Origin of the sequence: Maritalea porphyrae (assembly GCF_030159895.1) — a bacterium.
Classification (GTDB): domain Bacteria; phylum Pseudomonadota; class Alphaproteobacteria; order Rhizobiales; family Devosiaceae; genus Maritalea; species Maritalea porphyrae.
Genome location: NZ_BSNI01000002.1, coordinates 1765056 through 1785643, shown reverse-complemented (window position 1 = coordinate 1785643; position 20588 = coordinate 1765056). Strand labels below are relative to the sequence as shown.

Genomic DNA, 20588 nt, shown 5'->3' with positions numbered 1-20588 from the left:
TGAGATCCCTAAACCGTCCACTCTTGGTGCGGACAAAAGTGCGAAATTGCAAATGAACGAACAAAACCGGACAAACGCCGAACTTTCTTCAAAGACTGCAAACACACGTTTCAGCGACCGCACATTGGCCGACCGCGTTTACGAAAGCGTTTTGTCCAAAATTGTGAACGGCGAAATCGCGGTAGGCTCCAAGCTACCAACCGAGCATCAACTTTGCGATGAATTGCGCGTATCAAGACCCATCTTGCGCCAAGCCTTAAAACAACTAAAGGCAGATGACGTCATCGTTTCGCGTCAAGGATCAGGTTCCTATGTAAAGAGGCGGCCAGATGGCGCAGTATTGGACTTCGCCCCTGTTGGGTCTATCGCAGACATTCAACGCACGTTCGAGTTTCGATCTGCAATTGAAGGCGAAGCCGCAGCAATTGCAGCGCAACGCCGAACATCTGAAGACCTAAAGGCAATTGACGCGGCAATCGCAGAGTTGGATCACTGCATCAGAACCGGCCAATTGGGCGTCGACGCTGACGAAGTCTTGCATGACGCAATTTGCAAAGCCGCAGACAACCATTATTTTGTTGCGGCGCGAAACTCTATGAAAGCAAATATTCTGACGGGTATGAGTCTCACACGGAACCTGTCTCTCACCAAAACCCAAGCTCGACTAGAATTGGTGCAAGGCGAGCATTATGACATCGTCGCTGCCATACGCGCTAAGGATAGTGACGCGGCAAACAAAGCGATGCGGGCGCATATCGACAATGCGCGTCGTCGCGTTTTTGACGGCGACTAATTCTCAACAAATCACATGTTCCTCGTCTGCAGCACATCGCTTGCCACCACTGTCGTCACTCTCATTAATTTGTAATTATTTGTTATTTTTTGGTTGAACTTGTCAATAATTCATCCTATCAAGAACAAATATTACAACTTACTGAAAAGCGTCTGATTGCTTGTTCAGTGCAAAGCAAGCAAATGCAATGAGAGATGATATGATTGATTTCAAAGGAAAAACCGCAATTGTAACCGGTGGCGGTCGTGACATTGGCCGCGCTTGCGCAATTGCGTTGGGCATCCATGGCGCAAATGTTGCCATCAACTATCACTCAAGTGCGGAGGGTGCAGAAAGTGCCGCGGCTGAAATCAATGCCGCCGGCTCCAAAGCGTTTGCTTTGCAAGGCGATGTGACATCTCAGAACGATATTCAGGCTCTAACGAACCGTACAGTCGAAGAATTTGGTCAGATTGACATTTTGGTACATGTCAGTGGCGGAATTGTCGGCCGCACGCCTATTGCAGACATGTCGGACGAACACTGGCAAAAGGTTATCGATTTAAACCTTACCTCTTTTGTCAACATTTCGAGGGCGGTGATCCCACACCTGAGCGAGAACTCCTCGATTGTTGGCCTTGCTTCCCAGGCAGGCAGAGATGGTGGTGGTGGTGGCGCTGCTGCGTATGCCGCATCAAAAGGCGCACTAATGACGCTAGTCCGTGGCTTGGCCAAAGAGCTTGGTCCCAAAACACGTGTGAACGCGGTCTGCCCAGGCATGATTGATACTGACTTCCACAATATCCATACAAAGGACGAAGTGCGTTCGCACGTTGCCAACATAACGCCTCTGAAACGCGAGGGCCGTCCAGAAGAAGTTGCTGATTTGGTTGCATTTCTTGCTTCCAATCGATCTTCATTCATGACCGGCACCAATATCGATATCAATGGTGGCCTGTACTTCTCCTAACCCTTTCTCCAGCCGTGTGTGTAGGAATGAGATCAATCGCTCCTCCCCTCTATGAGCGTTTCTCAACATCGGCTGGAGTCTCCTAATTTGAAGGCACTCGAACCCAAAGAGCCTCATTTAACCATTTTCGACAAAACGGAGCCCGTTCGATGAGAGTATTTAAAGACCACCCCGACGCATGGTTGCCAAGCGGTGAAGGTGTTCGACGAAAAATCGTTTGCGCCTCAAAAGAGCTAATGATGGTCGAATTTTCTTTCGAAAAAGGTGGCATCGGCACACCCCATTCACACCCACATGTTCAGTCTACATGCGTCGCGTCTGGAAGCTACGAATTCACAATCGACGGTGAAACCAGCACAATTCACGCTGGCGATGGTGTCGTAATACCTTCCAATGCTGTCCACTCGTGCGTTTGCATCGAGGCAGGTAACTTGATCGATTCATTTACGCCAGTGCGCGAAGACTTCCTTGTGGCGCACGGCATCACTTTGGATTAGCGCAAATCCCCACTAACACTTTGCGCTAATGGGATGGGCAGACCGAACGCACCTGCCCATCCAATCAAACTGCAAAACATACTGAATGCCAAAGTTTAGAGGGTTAAAATGAATGCGATAAAAAGTGGCACCCGGGAACGGTTGATGCAGGTCAGTACCGCAACGCTTTGTACAGCGTTGTTTAAACTGGGGTTGCGAAACGTTTTCGTTCAAAATGCGCAGCGTTTGACACCTGGCCCCAACATGGTTGGCCCCGCTTACACCCTAAGGTACATCCCTGCCCGAGAGGACCTTGATGGTCTAAATTCGTTTGAGAACCCAAAAAACCCTCAACGCCAGGGTGTCGAAGAATGCCCCGCCGGCGCAGTCTTTGTGATAGATTCACGGAATGACGCCACCGCAGCTTCGGCAGGTTGTATTCTAGCCACTAGACTTCAACAACGCGGATGCAACGGCATAGTCACAGACGGCGGTTTTCGGGACACTCCTGAAATTGCTCAGCTCTCTATGCCTGCATATCACAATCGCCCAAGTGCACCGACAAACCTTACAAAACACCACGCAGTCGCCATTAACGACGCTATTGCTTGTGGGGGTGTCCCTGTATTCCCTGGCGACATAATGGTGGGAGACAATGAGGGCGTCATTTGCATACCAGCGCATTTGGTCGACACCGTTGCCCAGGAGGCAATGGAAATGACGATTTTTGAGGACTTTGTGCTTGAAATGGTCGAAGCGGGTGCGTCAACATTTGGGCTATACCCGCCTACTGCACCCAATACTATTGAGAAATTTAAAAAATGGCGCGCCGAAAAAGGGCTTTAGCACCTAGTCCGGTCGACTAAAAACACTGGCACTCGCTACTCAATCCAAGTGCCACGCGGCGGTCTGTTGTTCTCAATTGTAAATATCATCCCATCCAACAGTTCGGCGAGCTCTGGGCGCGCTGCAGGTCCATTGGACACGCTCACAATCTGAGCGTTCCCTTCCGGTGTAATGCAAAAAACCCCAGGTTCGGCAAATACACGGTCAGTTTCTGCCTCGCTTAGTGGCTCACTCACATATAGTCCAAGCAGCTTCATTTGCTCGACAACTAGGCCGTAGCAAATGTTGAAGCTCCAGCCAAACTCGGCAATGTCCGCCTGCGCTTTTTCCTGGGTGTCTGCAGAGACGACGACTATGTCAAACCCTGCGCGCTCCCAGTCTTGGCGCATTTTCTCTAGGCCATTCAGATACTTCTTGCAGCGGCCACAATGCCGCCCACGATAAACAACTAACAGCGTCCAGTTTCCACTAGGCTCGCCAACGAGCAACTGCCCACCTCCGACTTTTTGAAAGGTCATACGGGGGAAGCGCTCGCCAGATCTGAGTGTTAGGGGCATCCTGTCGTTCCTTTATAAGGCTTGCTTGCCTAGCCAACCAAAGAAGGTAGCCAAAGCGAAAATGCTGGAACATACGTCACCAATATCAAAGCTAGTAGCAGAGCTAAATAAAACGGCCAGATGGTTTTAAGAGACTGCTCTATCTTGATTTTGCCAACGGCACATCCAACAAAGAGGCAAGTGCCGACCGGTGGCGTGCAAAGTCCCAATCCTAGATTGATCAGCATCATGATGCCAAACTGGGTCGGGTCCATGCCGATGCTTTTTGCAATTGGCAAGAAAATGGGTGTGCAAATAAGCAGCAACGCGGCCATATCCATAATCATGCCGAGCATGAGCAAAATGATGTTGATCATCAAGAGGATGATAATTGGATTGTCAGAGATACCAAGCAGCGTGTTTCCTAAGATTTCGGGCACTTGATAAAGCGCCAGCAGATAGGCAAACGAACTTGCAAAGCCAATTAGGATCATCACCATTGCCGTTGTGCGTACCGCAGAAGTAACCGCTGTCACAAAGGCTTTCCAATCCAGAGTGCGATATACAAAGGCGGTGAGCAAGAGGGCGTAAATTGCACCGAACGCGCCGGATTCGGTGACGGTGAACACGCCAGAAAGCACGCCGCCTACAATGATCACGGCTGTGACTAGACCTGGAAGTGCCGCTGCAGCACTAATCGCAACTGCTTTTAAGCCGGGGAATGGCTCAGCAGGATAGCCATGTCGTCTTGCCAAAACATATGCTGCGACAGCCAAACAAGTGCACATCAGGATGCCTGGAATTACACCCGCAAGGAACAATTTGGAAATCGAAATACCACCGCCTGCAGCGATCGCAAAAATGATCATGTTATGGCTAGGTGGAATAACAATACCCGCGATGGACGACGTCACCGTTACGTTTACTGCATAATCAGGACGATATCCGCGCTCTTTCATCACTGGGATTAGAAGCGAGCCAAGAGCGGAAATGTCTGCGATCGCTGAACCCGAAATACCACCAAACAGCATTGATGAGAATATGTTTACCGATGCCAATCCGCCGCGAACATGGCCAACCAAAGTCGAGGCAAATCGTACCAACCTAACTGCAATGCCACCATGCAACATCAACTCGCCGGCAAACACGAAAAATGGGATAGCGAGCAGTGAGAACACTGAAATCCCAGAAATAGTACGCTGAAAAGTTATGAGTAGCGGGAAGCCTTCATACCAAAACGCAGAAAGAGCCGCGAGCCCCATCGCAAAGGCGACTGGGATGCCAAAAAAGACGCACGCAAAGAAGACGCCAAGCAAAATTGTAAGGCCCATTTTATATTGCTTCCTCTAGGTCCTGGATAAAACTGGTCGAACGGAACATGTCAGAGAACCGCAAAGCGGCGCGTAGTCCGCAAAAAAAGAACAACAAGCCGCCGCACATAACAGACGAAAGGGTGCGAAAACTTTCAGGGATATTCAGCATGGGCAACAATGTGCTCCAGCCAAAATTGAACAATTCGATGCTTGCCACAAACATCACAGCGCCGAACGCTGCTAAAATGATATCGCTAAGCAACAGGACCACTTTTTGAACGGGTTGTGGCATTGCATCTCGAAACATTGTGACGCCAAGGTGGGAGTTCTCGTGAATGCCAACCCCTGCCCCAAGTAGAGTGATGTAGCATATTAAGAGAAGTGCGAGCTGCTCAACCCAGGTCGGCGTAACATTGAGTACATATCGACCGAATACGAGCCAACCAAATGTGGCGATCAACACAACAAGCATGATGGAACACACAAAAACGCACAAGTTGGACAAGGCATCTTGCAGTAGGATTATGGGGTGACGCCTTGCGTCTTGTCGTTCGGTGCTCATGGCAACCTCTTAAGAGAAATGGGCACCCTCTCAAGGAGGATGCCCAATGTTTTAGCTTATTTCTTAGTTAGCTTGAAATAGCGCCACCAGATCCGCAAGTTCAGGGCTTGCGTTTAGGAACTGGTCATAGACCGGCTTCATAGCGTCTTGAAATGCTGATTTGTCTGCGATTTCATTCACTTGAACACCACCGTCCATAACAACTTTCATGCTAGCAGCTTCGCGTTCCTGCCAAAGCTTACGTTGCAAGTCAGTGCTGTTTTTGCCAGCTTCTGCGACAATTGCTTGTTGCTCAGGTGTCAAAGAATCCCAAGTACGTTTGCTCATGCACAAGCACTCTGGAATGATCAGGTGTTGTGACAATGAATAGTATTTAGCCACTTCAAAGTGATTTGTTGATTCATATGAAGGTGGGTTGTTCTCCGCACCGTCAACGACACCGGTTTTTAGCGACTGGAATACTTCAGCAAACGCCATTGGCGTCGCATTACCACCCATTGATTCAATCATGCCAACAAATAGATCGTTGTTCATGACGCGAACCTTCATGCCTTCAACGTCGGCTGGTGTGTTAATTGGTTTAATTGAGTTATAGAAACTACGCGCACCGGCGTCGTAATAACCCAAAGCCTTGATACCTTTAGCTTCCAAGCCAGCACTCAATGCTGCGCCCGCTTCACCATCCATCAAGCGATACATGTCTGGGACAGACTTGAAGATGAATGGCAAGGAAACAACGTTAGCTTCTGGAACAACTTGACCCATCGGGCCCAAGCTAAATACACCAAAATCAATGGCGCCGAGGCGAACCTGTTCAATCGCATCTGGTTGCGAGCCAAGCACGCCACCGTGGAAGACCTTGCCTTTAATGGCACCATCGGTTTTCTCGGTTACTTCAGCCAAAAAGGCTTCCATACCATGAGACACAGGATAGTCCTCCACATGGATGTTCCACCCACGCAAGTCCTTTGCCATTGCTGATGTGCTAAGTACGGCGCACGTTGCAAGCACCGCTGCACCGACCAAACATTTCTTAATTGTAGAATGTACCATTTGTTTCCTCCGAGTTGGCAATTCTGGGTTGCTGTCGCTGATAATTACAAATATTTACAAATTTGCCAAGAACTTTATATAAAAATAATTATCCTTTATTTTCAGCATCTTATTATCAAAAAACCGGATTCAAGCGAAAAAAATTTTCAAGCTAGTATCCCAGTTTCTGGATTCTTACGCACCAAATTGTGACCTTTCGCCGCTTGCATAATTAAGCCCGTCAATGACGCCGCGAATTTCGGCCAAACCGCGCAACCTGCCGACCAGGGGATAACCAGGATGCGTTTCCATTTCTGCATCTGACAACAATTCGTGCCCGTGGTCTGGTCTGAAAGGTATATTGAAGTCGGCTCGATCGTCTGCTTGGCGGTTCTTCTCTTCTTGGAGCAGCACCCACACCAACAAAGGCATGCGAACTGCACCATCCAAGTGCTCCGATTCTTGGAACGACCCATCTTCTTCAATTTGGACATTTCGCAGATGAGCAAAGTGAATCCGTTTTGCGAACTTCTCCGCTATTTCAGGGACATTGTTATGCGGTGATGCCCCCAGTGAACCGGCGCAAAGTGTTATCCCATTTGCAAGGTCATCATGCAGCGCGGTGAGATACTCAAAGTCCTCTTGCTTCGAAAATATCCTTGGCAACCCAAAAAGCGGTCTAGGTGGATCGTCAGGATGCACGCACATTCGTATGCCGAGTTCGGATGCGGTGGGCATGACTTCAGCAACAAACCTTTTCAAAGAGCAATTGGTGGAAATTATCGTCCAGCTCATAGCCACCCATGCAGTCATTGCTGTCATCGCCAGCGAATAATGAAAAGAGAATGAACACCCACTCGAGTACATCAGTCAAATGCCAGAAACACTTCAGCTCGAAATGGCAAAAAAAGCTGGCTTGAACCAAAAAGAAAAGGACAAGTTTACTTGCACGTCTGGGGACAATCTGGGTGTCCCAGCAAATCAAAAGGCAGGCAAGTCCGGGACACAAACTGTCCCAAATGGGATGCCCATGTGAGCGGGACAAGCAAACACACGTTTCCGTATTTGTGAACCAACGAAAACTGTCCGCTCACTAAGCCACGGGACAAAACAACCCGACCACTAACTCTACTTCACTTTTGTAGCACCGTCCCGAGCTGCGTTCCATGTGTATATTTTATTAGGACATTGTCCGAATTTTTAGCAACATGCGATTGTGGTAAAATGTTGATCTAGTTGGAATTTTAGGGCATTCACCAGCCAAAGTGGCGTTTGAACGAACTTTTACCTCGCTGCTACCGGGTATATCACTCGCACGACCATCCGCACACGTTTACATTGTGCTTAATACGCTGAATACAATCGAAGCGCGGTTAGCCATCCTAGCCCGATTGCAATAGCCATATGCCCGTGTAGCTGGTTTGAAATCGATAGGAACCGAATGTGTGCGGCAAGCGGCGACAACTAATGGGCACCAGAGGCGTTGACATAGATGGCGTAAACAGAAGTCGTTGCACAAATAAATAGTCGATTTTTCTTCGAACCAATGAAGCACAGGTTAGCAACTGTTTCGGGAACGAATATTTTGCCGAGGAGCTTGCCTGCGGCGGAAACACAATGCACGCCATCTCCCGCCGATGTCCAAATATTGCCCGAAGTATCAATTCTGAAGCCGTCGTAAAGCCCGTTGTCGCATCTTGTTAGCAAGCGTTTTGAACTTGGAATGACGGCCTGTTTTTGATCGATCTGATAGCCATAAATGTTGGCGTCGCAATTTGGATCATGCGTCTTACCTGTGTCGGCAACATACAGCTCATGCTCACCTATTGAAAATGCCAGGCCATTGGGTTGTTTCAGGTCCGAAATTTCGCAAGTAAGTTTTCCGTTGGCAGCAATTTTGTAGACATTGCTAGACCCAATTTCTGAATTTGCTGCATCGCCTTCGTAGTCAGAATCGATACCGTATGTCGGGTCCGTAAACCAAATCGAGTTATCGCTTTTGACGACAACGTCATTTGGAGAGTTCAGTCGCTTACCCTCATAGCTATCCGCAAGGATCGTGCGACTTCCATCAAACTCAATCCGACTTACGCAGCGCCCTTGATGTTCGCATGAGATTAAGCGGCCAAATCTGTCAACGGTATGGCCATTTTGATTTCTCGCTGGGTTTTCAAATTCAGATACAGACCCATCTGTTTCGTCCCAGCGGAGTGTGCGATTATTGGGAATATCTGACCACAATGCATATTTGCCGGCAGGCAACCACGCCGGCCCTTCACACCACCGACCACCAGTCCAGAGCAAATCGAGCTGAGCATTTTGAAATATGAGACGCTCAAATTCTGGCTGCAATACTTGGTATAATTCCGACATGGGCACCTGCCAACTAGCTTGAGATTTTTTGACCTCGTCCATAGACGAGCAACATGCATATAATCACAGTTCCATAGATGATTTGCCTACCCGCTTCAGGCATTTGCATAATGGATAGGACTGAGTTGAGGAGCACAATAAGGATGACGCCAACCAGAGTGCCGACATACCTCCCTTTGCCGCCAAGAATATGTGTTCCCCCAAGTACCACCGCGGCGATTGCGGGCAGAAGAAACGGGTTACCCATTCCTTGGTAGGCCTTGGCAGAGTACCCAGCCAAAAGCACGCCCGCCAACGCTGCACAAACGCCAGAAACAACAAACGCACCAAGAATTACACGCCGAGTTCGAATGCCTGATAAGTATGCTGCAGCCTCTTTGTTTCCTGTCGCGTAAATTGACTTCCCAAACGTCGTTTTGCGCAATATGAGGAAAATAATTACCGAAACGGCAGTCCATACACAAAGAGACATCGGGATCCCTAGAAAATCACCCGAGGCTAAATACCGCATTAGTGGTGTTGCTTGATCAGCGGGCGCATATCCACCGGTGTGAGCAACCATGAGGCCACGCATTGCACTATCTAACCCCAAAGTGAAAATCATTGAAGGCACTCGTAAATAGCCTACTCCAAGTCCATTTATTACGCCAACGGCCAGTCCCACCGCGATGCCAGTAGGGATGGCCAGCTCACTGCCAACGGTCGTTGCCATCATCGCAGCAGCAGTCATCGTCCATGGGATCGACAGATCTATGTGACCGAGAAGGATAACCACCATAATGCCTGCCGCAGCAATGCCTAAAAACGCGCCAGATTGTAGTTGCAGCATCAGATAGTTTGCCGTCAGAAGTGGCATCGTGCCTTGCGTCGCAAGGGTATATGCGGTGCCAATCAAAAGGATGACAACGATAAAGCCAGACGCGATCAGAATTGGCTTATCTTCAGAGCTGAATAGAGTTGTTATGTTGTTCATGTCACACCTATCGGAAAAGCCGAAGTCTGTTTTTTGTCTGTAGTGTGCGTAGTGCACCAAGGCTGACTGCAACGAGCAATACAACACCTTCAATCAGTGGCTGCAGCAATGGATCAATTGACAAAATACGGAAGTAAAATGCCAACAAGCGCAATAACAATGCTCCTACTAGTGAGCCGATGGCACCGCCAATTCCGCCGAGCAAAGAAGTCCCGCCAAGAACGACGGCAGCAATTGAATTCAACGTGTATGAACCCGCTTGCGATATGTCTGCATTGCCAGAAGATGTTTGTATCGCCAAATACAATCCGCCACATGCGGCAAAGAACCCCGCAAGCGTAAACGCTGCCAGTTTTGCCCGATCAATTGGTAAGCCCGACATAAATGCCGCGCTTTCTGACGAACCAATTGCGTAAACTGTTCGACCGGTAATGGTACGTTTAAATGGGATCCAAATGCCAAAGGAAATCACCAGAATGATTAGCAAAGGCACAGGAAACCATGATATCGGAGCGAACCATCCCGCATCGGCGTCCCACCAACCGTAGGTAGCCACCAATTCATAAAGGTCATTAGTCAATGCCCAACCTAGGTCACCATCTACATCGCCGCCGGGTTGCGGTCTGATAAACAATGCCAATCCAATAGCGATGGAGCCAGTCGCAAGAGTGGCGATGATGGGTTGAATACGACCATAAACAACGACCAAACCATTGAGCAGACCAAATGCCGTACCAGTCAGAAGGGTGATCATCATGCCTAAAATGATTTGGAAAGGCGTACCGGATACCAGTACCGAAGCAACACAGTTAGCCAAAGTCATAACGGCGCCAACTGAAAGATCCAAACCACCAAGTAGAACTGGCAAGGTTTGAGCTATCGCAACAAAAACGATGGCGACACTTTCATTGGTGTTTTGAATCAGAACGGCAGAGGAAAAGCCGCGTGGGTGTAGGAAATTATAAAGGAGCCAAAGGACGACAAGTATTATAGTCGCAGCCGTAAAGCCAATGTTTTGGCTAATGAGTAACCTCATGTTTTTCTTGAGTTCAGGCATTGAACGTTTCCCGTTTTTCGTCTTCCAAAACGTCGCCAATGTTTAGAGCGGCACTTAGTATGGCGGCCTCAGAGACCTCGTCACCTTCTAACTCAGCCGAGATTTTTCCTTCGTACATGATTGCTACTCTGTCGCAGCAACCGATAAGTTCAGCGTAGTCGGTAGAATAGAGCAACACGGACTTGCCCTGCTCAGCCAGTTCGTGAATTAGCTTGTAGATCTCCTGCTTGGTGCCGACATCAATTCCTCGGGTAGGATCATTCAGCAACACAATGTTGGGGTTGGTTTGCAACCACTTTGCAATAACGACTTTTTGTTGGTTTCCACCTGACAATGTCGAGACGGGGTGTTTTGCTGAGCCAACTTTGATCTGTAATTTTTTGATCCCCTTGGCGACAGCATCTCTTTCCTTCGTAGAGGAGACAAAAGGTCCGTTGGAAATGCTAGCAAGACTTGCGATCATTAAGTTGTCTGCGATGGACATCTCCAACATTAGGCCCTCGGTTTTTCTATCCTCAGGCACAAGTGCAAAATTTGTAGGAGAAGTTTTCGCTGAAGCTGGTGACCGCATTGTCATGGCTCGTCCATCAATTTCCACCTTACCTTCGACACCGCGAAGGACCCCAAAAAGAGCAAGCAAAAGCTCTTTTTGGCCTTGGCCATCTAGTCCACCCAATCCGAGAATTTCGCCCTTCCCTAATTTCAACGTCACGCCCTGAAGTTCACCTCCCCATTTTAGGTCGGAGATGCTCAACTGAGTTTCTCGTTTTATAAGAGGCCTTTTGTCGGGATATTGTGCATCGACAGATCGGCCGATCATAAGCTTTACGATCTCCTCATCAGAACGTTCGCCCTTTGCGAAAGTTTCAATATGCTGGCCATTTCGAAACACGGAAAGCGTGTCACACAACCTGTCGACTTCTTGCATCTTGTGCGAAATAAACAAGCTTGAGACACCCTCGCATTTTAGATCCTCGAGCAAATCGTAAATGGTCTCAACGTCTTGGCTACTAAGTGCAGAAGTTGCTTCATCTAGAATTAGGACTTTGGGTTTTTTTCCAAGCGCCTTGGCAATCTCGACCATTTGACGGCGAGAGAGTGATAGATCCTTAACAAGTTCGCTAGGGTCAATGTCTTCACACTTTATTCGCGCCAGCAAAGCTTGGGCCGCAACTCTTTGCTTTTTCCGGTCGATCATGCCCCATTTTTTAGGGGGCGAGTCTAGGAAGATGTTTTCGGCCACACTTAAATCTGGAACTAATGATAGTTCCTGGAAAATGCACACCACACCTTTACTAGCGGCTTGTGTCGGAGATTGAAGACTGGCTTCGCGGCCATCTATGTACAGATTCCCACTTGTCGGCTTCAAAACGCCCGACATGATCTTGATGAGCGTAGATTTTCCCGCACCGTTCTCACCAAGGATCGCGTGAATTGATCCGGGACGACAGCTAAAGTCCACATCTTTTAGAGCATGGGTGGCTCCAAAATTTTTCGAAATACCTGAAAGTCGCATTATGGGTGCAAGTTTAGACATGCAATTGCTCCATTGGGGTGGCGCTCCATTCGGGAGCAGGAGCGCCACTTTCTCAGTGAACTACTAAGAGTCGTCTTTTGTCTGCGCCATAATTGACGGACCTGAAATGTTCACGCCGCATGGAGGGAACTCATTGACCGTAAAGAAGTTATCAGGAAGATCGCTCCAGTAATTTAGTCCGTCTTCCAGCTCGTCGTAAGTTGCAACTGGCAGGGGAACTGAGATTAATTGAGGCATGACATTGCCTTCTAAGGCAGAGATTGCGGCCTTCATTGAAATTGCGACTAGGCCCGGAGACTGGCCAATTGAGATGCCTTTCAGACCCTCGTCAGCGTATTTCGCTAGCGCCTTACGATAACCATTTTCAGATTCACCGGACATTGGAACCATTGGATGGTCGGTATCGAGCAGAGCCTGAACAACGCCGTTTGTGCCACCTTGTGCTACTACACCGTCGAATGTGCCGTGAACTGCGATGGCATCTGCAACTACCTTTTGCGCTGTGCCATCATCCCAATTGCCTACTACTGAAATGACCTCCCAATCGCCACCAGACTCATCCAGGACCTGATGAATGCCAAGCGACCGATCACGGTCAACAGAGTTGCCAGCAAGACCTCGAACTTCTAAGAGCTTGCCCGAAGTTTTTCCAAGTTTCCCAAGCTCTCCTAGAACGTGAGACGCATACATTCTGCCCATTTCCAGCTGGTTTTCGTTTACCTGCATTACCTTGTCGGTATCTAGAACATTATCAAATGGAACAATCACAACGTTGTTCTTGTCCGCTAGTCTGATCACCCGATCAAAGCCATCTGGCGCGACGGCAATCGTGACAATTGCATCGTAACCTTGGTTGATAAAGTCTTCGATTGCGCCAAGTTGAACAGCGGCGTCAGTGCCAGTTGAAACAACTTTAAACTCTGAGATTTTGTCTTTGATTGAAGGGTCTTCTGCGAACGCTTTTGCAGTTTTGACCATTTGAATTCGCCATCCGTTGCCAACAAAGCCATTTACCACAGCGAGTTTGAATGGCCCTTCACGCTTTTCCCATTGTAGAAATTTGGTGTCTGGTGACCACTGTGCGAAACAAGACGGGTTTGCGCCCGGTCCGTTTACGACCGTTGGGCCTGCCATTGCAACGGCGCAGCTCATTGCAAGCCCTGCAACAGACATCGCGAGTACACGTTTTATCATTTTCTTCCTCCCATTTGCGGATTTACCGCGTTTAAATTCGCCTTTTTGGCGTCTCTTTGAAGCGACAAGTGGCGCTACAAAAAACCGTTTTGACCGTTTTTCGGTCAAACAAAGTACTGACTAAAGTGGGCCGCTTCTGTGCGACAAATTACGATGCCTCAAGTCGGACGGCAGCAGCTCGTGCGGAAAATTCTGATAGCAAACCGGGCGCAAAAAGCGTCGAATTGACAACGTACCAACAGAGGTGGCGCCAAAATTTGTGGATGCAGGGTATGGGCCGCCATGAACCATCGTGTCGCAGACTTCAACTCCTGTGGGAAATCCGTTGATCAAAAGTCGTCCGGCTTTCCGTTCCAGGATCGGGAAAAGTGTTTGCACAGTCTCGAAATCGGCATCTTCCATGTGGATTGCACATGTAAGTTGGCCTTGAAGTGACTTTGCTATGGTCGCAAACTGTTTGATGCCTGTTGCTTTGACAATCAGTCCGAGCGGCCCAAACGCTTCCTCACCAAGGTTATCTGTCGAAAGCCAGTTGTCGCCCGAGGTTACGTAAAGATTTGGACTAGCAGTTCTCTCATCGCTAGATGTGATCAGAATTTCCTGAACATCTTGAGTTGCCGAGATGCGATCCCGTCCGTCTCTGTAAGCCTGAGCTATGCCATCGGTTAACATTGTTTGCGCTTCGACTGAACTTAGCGCTTTAACTGCTGTATCTATAAACGTTTGAGCTTCCGGGCTATCTAACAAGATAACTACTCCCGGATTTGTACAAAACTGTCCGGCGCCCATCGTTAGAGAAGCAGACCAACCTGTTGCGATATCGGCGCCGCGTGATTTTAGGGCATTGGGCAGCAAGAACATTGGATTTATAGAACCAAGCTCGCCAAAGAACGGGATCGGATTTGGACGAGCTGCGCACAAATCGAATAGAGCACGGCCACCATGTAGGCTGCCGGTAAACCCGACAGCATTTATCAAAGGGTGGGTTACAAGGGCTGCCCCTACGTCACGTTTTGCCCCTTGAATTAAGGAAAATGTACCCGGGTGAACGCCTGTAGATTTTATTGCTGCCTTAATAGCTCGAGCAACCAATTCACTAGTGCCGGGGTGCGCGGAGTGGCCCTTAACGACAACCGGACATCCCGCAGCTAACGCTGCTGCGGTATCTCCACCAGCAACGGAAAAAGCAAGTGGGAAGTTTGAGGCACCAAATACGGCAACAGGCCCTATTGGTCGCTGCTGCATGCGCAGTTCTGGGCGTGGTAAGGGCGCCCTTTCTGGCCGCGCCTCGTCGAACCTTCGATCCAGGTATTCACCACCAATGATATGCTCAGCAAATAGTTTTAGTTGCCCGGTAGTCCTGCCGCGTTCGCCAACAAGCCTTGCTTCAGGTAGACCGGTTTCCTGCGAACCGATAGCTGTTATTTCTTCGCCCAAGGCGTCGATTTCGTTGGCGATTGCCAAAAGCAGGTCGGCACGCGCTTTTCGATCGGAATAGCCAAAACTCCAGAAGGCTTCTTCAGCGGCCTTGCAAGCTTCATCGACCAAATTGGGTGTACCCGTTGCAAAGGTATGGGCATTTCCGCGCGCTGGCTGCGAAGTGAATCTTTCGTCACTATCAACCCATTTTCCGGCAATCAAGTGTTTTCCAGTAAGCATTGAACATCCAAATTTCGAGCTAAATTAGATTTCGGGCAGAAAGATTGCGCATCAAATGAGACACCCCAAACGTCCACTCCGGACAATCGGTTGAAAAGCGAACGATGTTGGTTAGCGCGCCAAGTTTTGCCGACGAGATTGTGACCTTGTCACCGATTTTATGTGTGAACCCTTGGCCCGGATGGTCTCTGTCTTCAGTTGGGGCAAAAAGCGTACCCAAAAACAGCATAAAGCCATCAGGATATTGATGGTGGCGACCAATGACCTGAGATACGAGATCGGCAGGATCTCTGCTGATTTCCTTCATCGAACTATGACCACGCATCACATAGTCATCGTCACCCTCGACAAGAAGATCGACCTCGGCTTGTCGGATGTCATCCAACGAAAAAGTATCGTCGAAAAGTCGAATAAATGGTCCAATTGCGCAAGAGGCGTTATTGTCTTTTGCTTTGGACAATAAAAGCGCAGACCTACCTTCGACATCTCTTAGGTTTACGTCGTTCCCAAGGGTTGCACCCTTGATTTCACCTGTTGAAGCAACGGCCAACACAACTTCAGGTTCAGGATTGTTCCAGTTCGAGATTGGATGGATGCCAACCTCTGCACCTGATCCAACTGCTGAAAGCGTTTGAGCTTTGGAAAACACTTCCGCATCAGGTCCAATTCCAACCTCTAGATACTGGCTCCAAAGCCCTTCATTTTGCAGTGCCTGTTTGACTTTTTGCGCTTCGGGCGAACCTGCTTTTACGTTGCGTAGGTTCGCACCGATTGCGTTGCCAATCCTTGCTCTTATGGCATTGGCCTTGTCGGCATCACCTGCAGCCTGCTCTTCGATCACGCGTTCTACCATGGAACTTGCAAAGGTAACGCCGCACGCCTTGACCGCTTGTAAGTCGCACGGAGCAAGCAGATGGAGATCGTTTTTGTTCACACTATTCGCAGCGGCCAATTTTTCGACGGTGCAAAGCTCGGCGCCGGCAACAGTTCTTATATAGTCCGCAGGATTAGGCATTTCCAAAACGTCTCGGACTGTCGGCGCCTCAAATGAAGTGATATCAAAAACGATACCACCGCGAACGGTGACTACCGATGGCCCCTGGACTTCTGGATTCCAAACGCGACCAACATGAAGGCCTTTGCGATCTAACGTGAACATTTTTCCATTCCAGTTTGCTTTCTTTTTGGCCTGTTTTGTTACTAGTGGTTGTTGCGAGGCATTGATTTTTTAGCGACAGAGCGGAACTCCGTAGCGCCTTCGAAGACCATGCCTTCGTCGAACTGTTTAACGTTCTCACGAAACAGTTTTTGCCATGGCGTCTGGCTTTCTGGCACTTTAAATCCCCCGGCTTTTTCAAGTTCCGCATATCTGCGATCAATTTCGTCGTCGTCTAACAGGACGTTTACAGAGCATTCATTGAGGTCAATTCTGATTGGGTCACCGGTCTTAAGAATGCTAAGCCCCCCACCTGCCGCAGCTTCGGGTGCCGCATTTAGAATTGATGGCGAACCTGAGGTGCCTGACTGACGACCGTCACCAATACAAGGCAAGGCCGTTACTCCACTTTTGAGCAGATAGGCCGGCGGTCTCATGTTCACGACTTCGGCCCCGCCCGGATATCCCAGCGGCCCTGTTCCCCGCATGACAAGGATGCTCGAGGCGGTTGCATTGAGGGCAGGGTCGTCTATTCTTTTGTTGAAGTCTTCGGGCCCATCAAAAACAATAGCGGTGCCTTCAAATGTCCCAGGCTCACCCACATTGTTAAAGTATGTCTCGTGAAACTCGTCAGAGATCACACTCGTTTTCATGATGGAGCTTTCGAATAGATTGCCCTTTAGGTTCAGAAAACCAGCTTTGGATTTCATCGGTTTAGAAACCGGACGAATAACGTCTTCGTTATGGCTTGGCGATCCGGCATAGTTTGCGGCCAGTGTTTGCCCATTACAGGTGATCGCATCCGGGTTAGGAATAAGGCCGGCAAAAAGCATGTTGCCTGCAACAGCGGGAACGCCACCCGCCCTATAAAAATCTTCGGAAAGATATTCCCCGGCAGGTTGGAGATTTACCAATAGTGGAATGTCATATCCGAAACGTTGCCAATCGTCATTCGACAGCTCGCACCCCAAATGGCGCGCTATCGCGTTCAGATGTATGGGGGCATTTGTCGAACCGCCTAACGCGGAACACATAACAATGGCATTCTCAAATGCTTCGCGCGTCATGATATCGGACGGCTTAAGATCCTCCCAAACCATTTCGACAATTCGCTGGCCAGTTTGGTATGAGACTTGTCCGCGCTCACGCAATGGTGCTGGGATAGATGCAGATCCGGGCAATTGCATTCCCAAAATCTCTGCAAGAGAATTCATCGTGCTCGCAGTACCCATTGTGTTGCAATATCCAACCGAAGGGACAGATGCAGCAGCCATCTCGAGAAACTGCTGATCGTCAATTTCTCCAGCGGCGAGTTTCTTGCGCGCCTCCCAGACAACTGTCCCTGAGCCCGCACGTTTTCCATTCAACCAACCGTTGAGCATTGGACCAACAGAGAGTGCAATGGCGGGTATATCTACGGTTGCGGCTGCCATCAGCAATGCAGGAGTGGTCTTGTCACAACCGATATTTAAAACAACGGCATCGATCGGATACCCATGCAAAGCTTCCACCAGCCCCAAATATGTTAGATTGCGATCAAGGTTGGCGGTTGGGCGTTTGCCCGTCTCTTGAATTGGGTGCACTGGGATTTCGAGCGGGGTTCCCCCCGCTGCAATGATCCCATCTCTCACCCGTTTCGTGAGTTCCAAATGGTGTCGATTGCATGGGCTGAGGTCGCTACCAGTCTGAGCGATGCCGATTATTGGCTTGCCGGACCGTAGCTCTTCCCAGGTTAAGCCATAGTTGATGTATTTTTCTAGATACAGCGCCGTCATTTCAGGGTCGTCTGGATTATCAAACCACTGCCGAGAGCGTAATTGCTGCGCTGTTATTCTTTTTGCAGACACTTTTGGACCCATTTTCTAAACTACGAAAGCATCGCAACCACAACTGGTATCGATACCGGTATCGATACATTTACCCCTACGGCGATGCGTGGTCAACACATTTTTCTGGCAATGCAACCAAACAATGTGGTCTAAAATCTCAGAAACATGCGTGGGGAGGCGATTCACCTCCTATCCGTGAAGGACGAGAATTTGAAAAAAGAAATAACGTTGAAGGATGTTGCTGAGGCTGCAGGAGTAAGTAAGATGACGGCCTCGCGCGCGCTCCGCGGCGCAAACGATGTTTCTAAGGTGAATGTTGAGAAAGTCAAAAAAGCCGCAAAAGAAATAGGTTACGTCGGCAACCATCTCGCCGCATCTTTGACGAAAACCAATTCAAATCTCATCGGCGTGGTCCTTCCAAACCTAACCAACATCGTTTTTTCTCATGTCATGAGCGGCATCACGGGTGCGCTGGACGATACAATTTTCCAACCTGTATTTGGCGTGTCGGACTACGATGAGGAAAAGGAGTACGAAGTCATCAAGAATATCCTTTCTTGGAGACCGGCTGGACTAATTGTCACTGGAACCAATTTTCCTGAAAGCACAAAACTAATCTTGAGGCAGGCAAAAATACCGTTGGTTCAAATTATGGATACGGATGGAGATATCATCGATTCTGTTGTCGGCTTCTCGCATGAAAAAGCTGGCTACGATATGGCTAGGGCGTTGTTAGAAACCGGTCGAGAAAGAATTGGGTTTATTGGTTGCATTATCGAGAATGATTTTCGCGCTGCCAAACGAAAAGCCGGATTTATACGCGCGCTTGATGAAGCGGGGCATAACCTGGTTTGCGACTACAATGTCGATTCTGTATCCACCATTTCTGTCGGCCGTGGACTTGTCGATGAAGCGTTATCAGCTCATCCAGAGTTGGACTGCATCTACTTTTCGAACGACGACATTGCAGCCGGTGCATTATTCAGGTGTATCGAAAAGCAGATTGCAGTCCCAGAAGATTTGGCATTGATCGGTTTCAACGGCATGGACATCTCAAATTGCTTTCCCGGCAAACTAGGCACTTCCGTAACGGACCGCGCAGGCATCGGGTCGGCAGCCGCGAAGATTCTATTGAGAAGGTGTACCGGCGAGATGAGCATTGAATCTGAAAAAATAGTTCTTGAACCACAAATTCGATTGGGGAACTTGCTGGAAAATTCATCTAGTTCGTAAAAAAGCATCAGCCAATCGGAGCAGTCTCTTGTTCGGCCTGCTTACAGCAAAACAACGCCTAAACAATCGATTAGTGTTAATATGGTGAGAATACTTGCCCCTCGTCACATAAGTATATGGGAGCACTAAAGGAACTAGTTGCTAGCTTCTTCCACATCGTGGATAGATTCGTCGAGCTTTTGTCGCAAGACTGGGTTTTGCCGCCAATTGGTGCGATTTTGCGCACCACCGTAGAAAGATATTTGCGTAATCATAAGATGGGCTATCCAAAACGCGTTCTGTCAACTTCGTCCTTTTTATTTACCTTGGCTACCATACGGAACACCAATGCTATCGCTCCCATTGCGAAGTCAGTGGCCGATGAATTCATGCGCCAAGGTGCAATTGCCCAAATTGACTTGGACTTAGATATTAGCGTTGAGACCTACTCGCTGTTAACTCGTCATGATCAGGTGCTAACCCCTGCTGCGAAGTTAGCTAAAGGTGAAGTAGAAAAAGTCTATGAGCTAGACAGCGCCATTTTTGAACAAATGAAATACAAAGGGCTCGCCGACTTGTCTTAGCAACCCCGTTAGCTGCCGAAATTGATAACCAAATTTACTCGCACTTGTTCACGAACATGAGTGAAACTATCGCATCCTTACACCCATTCAATACAGGCGAAAGCTGTGTTTCGGAGAGTAATAAATCAAGAAATTTGTTAGGGAAGGATTCCGACGAGGCTAACATGACAAACAGTATTGTTCACTACTTACAGCGAGACTGAGTTCGACATCTGGCGAACACTGATCACTAAGCCAAAAAATGATTACAGATACGAGCAATGTAGCGGGGGCGGCAGCGTCCCTACCAACAAGCACAACTTCACGTAAAAGTAATGGCGGAGAGGAAGGGATTCGAACCCTCGAGACAGTTACCCGCCTACGCCCTTAGCAGGGGCGCGCCTTCGACCACTCGGCCACCTCTCCACGGGCGCTTAAATCTCAATCCGGCATGCAAATCAAGTCTCTCGTCATATTTTTATGCAGATTCTGTTCAATTATTTTCGCGCGTTGCAATTTAGGGCAAGC

The 20588-nt window shown here is 48.8% G+C and carries 19 protein-coding genes and 1 tRNA gene; 6 read left to right on the top strand and 14 right to left on the bottom strand.

Features of this window, described 5'->3' with window-relative positions; all coding sequences use genetic code 11:
• Positions 1-52 precede the first annotated feature (52 nt).
• The 4 genes from QQL65_RS12120 to QQL65_RS12105 all read left to right on the top strand — a co-directional run bounded on the left by QQL65_RS12120 (position 53) and on the right by QQL65_RS12105 (position 3064).
• Entirely contained in the window at positions 53-793 is a 741-nt protein-coding gene (locus QQL65_RS12120) for a FadR/GntR family transcriptional regulator (protein WP_284364903.1), read from the top strand.
• 199 nt (positions 794-992) lie between these two features.
• Positions 993-1742 carry an SDR family NAD(P)-dependent oxidoreductase gene (locus QQL65_RS12115; protein ID WP_284364901.1) on the top strand — a complete coding sequence of 250 codons (750 nt, stop codon included), beginning with the start codon at positions 993-995 and terminating at the stop codon, positions 1740-1742.
• 149 nt (positions 1743-1891) lie between these two features.
• Positions 1892-2239: a cupin domain-containing protein gene (locus QQL65_RS12110; RefSeq protein WP_284364899.1), complete on the top strand. Its 348-nt coding sequence runs from the start codon at positions 1892-1894 to the stop codon at positions 2237-2239.
• 108 nt (positions 2240-2347) lie between these two features.
• Positions 2348-3064 (top strand): ribonuclease activity regulator RraA, encoded by a 717-nt coding sequence (locus tag QQL65_RS12105; protein ID WP_284364898.1) that lies wholly within the window; start codon positions 2348-2350, stop codon positions 3062-3064.
• 35 nt (positions 3065-3099) lie between these two features.
• On the opposite strand, the gene QQL65_RS12100 is transcribed toward QQL65_RS12105, so the two are convergent.
• The 13 genes from QQL65_RS12100 to QQL65_RS12040 form a co-directional block, all read right to left on the bottom strand.
• Positions 3100-3621, bottom strand: coding sequence for a peroxiredoxin family protein (locus tag QQL65_RS12100; RefSeq protein ID WP_284364896.1), 522 nt, complete (start codon positions 3619-3621; stop codon positions 3100-3102).
• Positions 3622-3650: 29 nt separating this feature from the next.
• Positions 3651-4931: a TRAP transporter large permease gene (locus tag QQL65_RS12095; protein ID WP_284364894.1), complete on the bottom strand. Its 1281-nt coding sequence runs from the start codon at positions 4929-4931 to the stop codon at positions 3651-3653.
• Between the two features lies 1 nt (position 4932).
• Positions 4933-5475 carry a TRAP transporter small permease gene (locus tag QQL65_RS12090; protein ID WP_284364893.1) on the bottom strand — a complete coding sequence of 181 codons (543 nt, stop codon included), beginning with the start codon at positions 5473-5475 and terminating at the stop codon, positions 4933-4935.
• Between the two features lie 63 nt (positions 5476-5538).
• Positions 5539-6528 carry a TRAP transporter substrate-binding protein gene (locus QQL65_RS12085; protein ID WP_284364891.1) on the bottom strand — a complete coding sequence of 330 codons (990 nt, stop codon included), beginning with the start codon at positions 6526-6528 and terminating at the stop codon, positions 5539-5541.
• 174 nt (positions 6529-6702) lie between these two features.
• The gene (locus tag QQL65_RS12080; protein WP_284364890.1) at positions 6703-7320 is read right to left on the bottom strand and encodes a mannonate dehydratase; all 618 of its coding nucleotides are present in this window, start codon (positions 7318-7320) and stop codon (positions 6703-6705) included.
• Positions 7321-7971: 651 nt separating this feature from the next.
• Complete coding sequence (locus QQL65_RS12075) at positions 7972-8886, bottom strand: SMP-30/gluconolactonase/LRE family protein (RefSeq protein ID WP_284366284.1); 915 nt, start codon at positions 8884-8886, stop codon at positions 7972-7974.
• 7 nt (positions 8887-8893) lie between these two features.
• The gene (locus QQL65_RS12070) at positions 8894-9853 is read right to left on the bottom strand and encodes an ABC transporter permease (RefSeq protein ID WP_284364889.1); all 960 of its coding nucleotides are present in this window, start codon (positions 9851-9853) and stop codon (positions 8894-8896) included.
• A gap of 7 nt (positions 9854-9860) precedes the next feature.
• The gene (locus QQL65_RS12065) at positions 9861-10910 is read right to left on the bottom strand and encodes an ABC transporter permease (protein WP_284364887.1); all 1050 of its coding nucleotides are present in this window, start codon (positions 10908-10910) and stop codon (positions 9861-9863) included.
• Positions 10903-12447, bottom strand: coding sequence for a sugar ABC transporter ATP-binding protein (locus tag QQL65_RS12060; RefSeq protein ID WP_284364886.1), 1545 nt, complete (start codon positions 12445-12447; stop codon positions 10903-10905). Before QQL65_RS12060 ends, QQL65_RS12065 begins: the two co-directional genes overlap by 8 nt.
• A 63-nt stretch (positions 12448-12510) precedes the next feature.
• Positions 12511-13641: a sugar ABC transporter substrate-binding protein gene (locus QQL65_RS12055; RefSeq protein ID WP_284364883.1), complete on the bottom strand. Its 1131-nt coding sequence runs from the start codon at positions 13639-13641 to the stop codon at positions 12511-12513.
• 120 nt (positions 13642-13761) lie between these two features.
• Complete coding sequence (locus QQL65_RS12050) at positions 13762-15300, bottom strand: aldehyde dehydrogenase (NADP(+)) (RefSeq protein WP_284364882.1); 1539 nt, start codon at positions 15298-15300, stop codon at positions 13762-13764.
• A 19-nt stretch (positions 15301-15319) separates the two neighbouring features.
• The gene (locus QQL65_RS12045) at positions 15320-16459 is read right to left on the bottom strand and encodes a fumarylacetoacetate hydrolase family protein (protein WP_284364879.1); all 1140 of its coding nucleotides are present in this window, start codon (positions 16457-16459) and stop codon (positions 15320-15322) included.
• A gap of 41 nt (positions 16460-16500) precedes the next feature.
• Positions 16501-18303 (bottom strand): IlvD/Edd family dehydratase, encoded by a 1803-nt coding sequence (locus QQL65_RS12040; protein WP_284364850.1) that lies wholly within the window; start codon positions 18301-18303, stop codon positions 16501-16503.
• Between the two features lie 192 nt (positions 18304-18495).
• Here QQL65_RS12040 and QQL65_RS12035 point away from each other — a divergent pair, with 192 nt between their 5' ends.
• Positions 18496-19518 (top strand): LacI family DNA-binding transcriptional regulator, encoded by a 1023-nt coding sequence (locus QQL65_RS12035; protein WP_284364849.1) that lies wholly within the window; start codon positions 18496-18498, stop codon positions 19516-19518.
• A 116-nt stretch (positions 19519-19634) separates the two neighbouring features.
• Positions 19635-20081 (top strand): LysR substrate-binding domain-containing protein, encoded by a 447-nt coding sequence (locus tag QQL65_RS12030; protein WP_284364847.1) that lies wholly within the window; start codon positions 19635-19637, stop codon positions 20079-20081.
• Between the two features lie 315 nt (positions 20082-20396).
• Here QQL65_RS12030 and QQL65_RS12025 read toward each other — a convergent pair.
• Positions 20397-20486: transfer RNA gene (locus QQL65_RS12025), tRNA-Ser, on the bottom strand.
• Positions 20487-20588 lie beyond the last annotated feature (102 nt).